Below are 3627 nucleotides of genomic sequence, written 5' to 3'. Positions count from 1 at the left end.
GCGCTTGATGGCGTTGTACGGGCGCTCGCCACAAGCGCTGGCCGGGCATGCCGGGTCGTTGCAGCAGGCGTTGCACATGGTCGCGGCGGGTGTCGGCGTGGCGATGTTGCCGCAGTCATTGGTCAGCGGACATGCGCGGGTGGTGGCGCGGGTGTTGCACTTGCCGGCACCGACGCGCCGGGTCGGGTTGTGCTATGCGGCGCAGGCGCTGGAGTTGCCGGCGATGCGTGGGTTGCAGGGGTATTTTCAGGAGAACCGGCCGCTGGAAATTGCAGCGGCCTGAAGATCAAAAGATCGCAGCCTGCGGCAGCTCCTACAATGAAACGCATGCTTCTGTAGGAGCTGCCGAAGGCTGCGATCTTTTGCTTTATTCCAGCATCTTGCTCAGGAGCCAACTCCCCGCCGGCCCCGGCGGATAAGTCCGCGACCACAATGCATCCACATACACCGGCCGAGGCCAGCCACGCACCGTCAACTCCACCAGCGTGTCGTTGCCGAAGCGCCCCACCAGCCAGCGTGGCAGTGCCGCCCAGCCAAACCCCATCTCAGCCATTTCCATCAGCATCAGGTAACTCGGCGCCGACCACACCCGGCCTTTGCCGCGGCTGTCGTAGGGATTGACGATGGTTGCCAGACGCAACTCCCGATGCTGCTCCAGCACCTGCTGATCGACCTGTTCGAGGCCGGTCAGCACGTGGTCACGTTTGACGAACAGCGCGATGTCGGTGCGCTCGGCGACCGTCGAGGTCACCAGATCCGGCGGATAGCTGTCGCGCATCTCCGCAAACGCCAGATGGGCGCGGCCACGCTGCACCAGTTCGATCAGGTCGTCGCACTCGGCAATCAGGCATTCCAGCTCCAGGTCCGGATATCGCTGCTCGAAATCGACCAGTGCTGCTTCAAATCGCGCTGACTGGTAGGTGTCGGAAATCGCCACGGTCAGCTTCGGCTCGACGCCTTGGGCCAGTTGCCGGGCGCTCATTTCCATGCGACTGGTGGCCGCCAGAATCGCCTCGGCCCGTTGCAGCATCACGTGCCCGGCCGGGGTCAGGGTCGGTTTGCGGCTGCTGCGGTCGAACAGAATCAGGTCCAGATCGATCTCCAGGCTGGCCACTGCGGCACTGATGGTCGACTGACTGCGCCCCAGTTTTCGCGCCGCTGCCGAAAACGAGCCCTGAGTGGCAGCCTGGACAAACGCCAGCAGCACTTCTTGCGAAGCCATGAACTATCGCCTTGATCGATGGTTATTGGTTATGAAGTATCGGGGCGAGGGTGGATCATGGCAACCACCTTCACTCAAGGAGTCAGGCCATGACTGCCAGCAAATCCATCACTGAACGTATCCTCCAGGCCATCGGTTTCGAGTGTCTGGCGATTCTTATCTGTACGCCGTTGCTGGCGTGGATCATGCAAAAACCGTTGCTCGACATGGGCGCCGTGACCGTGCTGATCGCGATGCTGGCGCTGGCGTGGAACGTGGTGTTCAACGGCTTCTTCGACCGCATGCTCAAGCGCATGAACGTCGGCCACAACGCCTGGACGCGGGTGGTCCATGCGCTGCTGTTCGAGGGCGGGTTGATCGTGATGGGCGTGCCGCTGATTGCCTGGTGGCTGTCGGTCAGCCTGTGGCAGGCGTTCTTGCTGGACATTGGTGTGTTGCTGTTCTTCCTGCCGTACACCTATGTGTATCACTGGGGGTATGACGTGGTGCGGGAGCGGTTTGTGCAGCGCAACGCCTGCCAGAACTAACCCGAACCCACTGTAGGAGCTGCCGCAGGCTGCGATCTTGTTTTTTAAAAAATCAAAGTCAAAAGATCGCAGCCTGCGGCAGCTCCTACAGGGGGGTGTTGGCGGTTAGAGGAACATTCCGCCCGACGCTTCGACCCGCTGTCCGTTGATCCACTGCGCACCCGGCGCCAGCAGCATCGACAGCGCGCCTCCGATGTCGTCCGGCTGCCCGGCGCGGCCCAGGGCGGTATTGCTCGCGACCATCGCGTTCAGCGCCGCGTTGTCACGCACCGCACCGCCGCCAAAATCGGTCTCGATGGCGCCCGGCGCCAGAATGTTCACGCCGATCTGCCGCGCGCCCAGCTCCTTGGCCTGGTAGCGGGTCAGCACTTCCATCGCGCCTTTCATCGCCGCGTACGCAGCGTAGCCCGGCAGGCTGAAGCGGGTCAGGCCGCTGGAGATGTTGATGATGCGCCCGCCGTCATTGATCAGCGGCAGCAGTTGCTGGGTCAGGAAGAACGGCCCTTTGAGCTGGATGTTCATCAGCAGGTCGAACTGTTCCGGGGTGGTCTCGGCGAACGCCGCGTGTACACCGATCCCGGCGTTGTTGATCAGGAAGTCGAAGCGCGGACGCTCCAGTTGCTGCAGCGCTTGCTCAACCCGCGAGGCGAACTCGGCAAAGGTCTCACTGCGACCAACATCCAGTTGCAGCATCACGGCTTTGGCGCCTCGCTGTTCCAGCTCCGCCACCAGCGCCTGGGCTTCATCGGCGCGGCTGTTGTAGGTGCCGATGATGTCCACGCCTTCGGCGGCGAGGTGCAGGGCGGCGTTCTTGCCCAGGCCACGGCTGGCGCCGGTGATCAATGCGATTTTGCGGCTCATGTGAAATCCTCGATTGCGGTGAGTGGTGATGGACAAAGTTTATTTATCCGCCATGGGGTGATAAACAGGCTGAAACCGGAATCACTGATCGACTCCGCCGAACAATCAACGGGTGTTCTCATGAACAAACTGGAATTGCTGCGCACCTTCGTCCGGGTCAGCGAACTGTCGAGTTTCACCCTGGCCGGCGAGAGCCTTGGGCTGCCGCGTTCGACGGTGTCCGAGCATGTGCAGGCGCTGGAGGCCCTGCTCGGCACGCGCCTGCTGCAACGCACCACGCGCAAGGTGCAGGCGACGCAGGACGGCCTGGTGCTGTACGAGCGCAGCAAGGATCTGCTGTCGCACATGGACGAGATTGAGGGGCTGTTCCATCAGGATCCGGCCTCGCTGAGCGGGCGGATTCGCGTCGACATGCCGAACATTCTGGCGCGACGCCTGATCATGCCGCTGCTGCCGGAGTTCATGGCCCGGCACCCGAATCTGGAACTGGAAATCAGCAGCACCGACCGCCGTGTCGACCTGCTCAGCGAGGGTTTCGATTGCGTGGTGCGCATCGGCGCACAGCCGGATCAGTCGGTGGTGGCGCGGCACTTGGGCGACTTCCCGATGATCAACTGCGCCAGCCCGGCGTACCTTGAACGCTATGGCGTGCCGCAGACCCTGGAGGATCTGGCGCAGCATCGGCTGGTGCACTACGTCGGCGTGCTCGGTTCGCGCTCGGAAGGCTTTGTGTATGAACAGGACGGTCAGGTGCGGCGCCTGCCGATGGCCGGCAGTGTCACGGTCAACAGCACCGATGCTTACGAATCGGCCTGCCTGGGCGGCTTCGGTCTGATACAGGTGCCGCGCACCGGCATGCAGCCGCATCTGGATAACGGGGAGCTGGTGACTGTGCTGCCGCAGTTCACGGCGCCGGCGATGGGCATTGCCATCCTGTATGCGCGGCAGCGGCATTTGCCATTGCGGGTGCGGGTGTTCATGGAGTGGTTGGGGGAGGTCATCCGCTCGACGCTCTGA

General features: G+C 62.9%; 5 protein-coding genes. 3 read left to right on the top strand and 2 right to left on the bottom strand.

Features of this window, described 5'->3' with window-relative positions; genetic code table 11:
• The coding region (locus DBR18_RS29480; RefSeq protein ID WP_256588795.1) for a LysR substrate-binding domain-containing protein at positions 1 to 283 on the top strand (283 nt) is incomplete at its 5' end.
• Positions 284 to 367: 84 nt separating this feature from the next.
• On the opposite strand, the gene DBR18_RS19490 is transcribed toward DBR18_RS29480, so the two are convergent.
• Positions 368 to 1222: a LysR family transcriptional regulator gene (locus DBR18_RS19490; protein WP_108591525.1), complete on the bottom strand. Its 855-nt coding sequence runs from the start codon at positions 1220 to 1222 to the stop codon at positions 368 to 370.
• A gap of 89 nt (positions 1223 to 1311) precedes the next feature.
• On the opposite strand from DBR18_RS19490, the gene DBR18_RS19485 reads away from it, so the two are divergent.
• Complete coding sequence (locus DBR18_RS19485; protein ID WP_108591524.1) at positions 1312 to 1749, top strand: multidrug/biocide efflux PACE transporter; 438 nt, start codon at positions 1312 to 1314, stop codon at positions 1747 to 1749.
• 105 nt (positions 1750 to 1854) lie between these two features.
• Here the strand turns inward: DBR18_RS19485 and DBR18_RS19480 are convergent, their stop codons facing one another.
• On the bottom strand, positions 1855 to 2610 hold the full coding sequence (locus tag DBR18_RS19480; RefSeq protein ID WP_108591523.1) for an SDR family NAD(P)-dependent oxidoreductase: 756 nt from the start codon (positions 2608 to 2610) through the stop codon (positions 1855 to 1857).
• A 120-nt stretch (positions 2611 to 2730) separates the two neighbouring features.
• On the opposite strand from DBR18_RS19480, the gene DBR18_RS19475 reads away from it, so the two are divergent.
• The gene (locus tag DBR18_RS19475) at positions 2731 to 3627 is read left to right on the top strand and encodes a LysR family transcriptional regulator (RefSeq protein ID WP_108591522.1); all 897 of its coding nucleotides are present in this window, start codon (positions 2731 to 2733) and stop codon (positions 3625 to 3627) included.

The organism is Pseudomonas sp. HMWF021, from assembly GCF_003061005.1.
GTDB lineage: Bacteria > Pseudomonadota > Gammaproteobacteria > Pseudomonadales > Pseudomonadaceae > Aquipseudomonas.
Note: the sequence above shows the minus strand (reverse complement) of the source record. Positions and strands in the feature narration are given on the sequence as shown.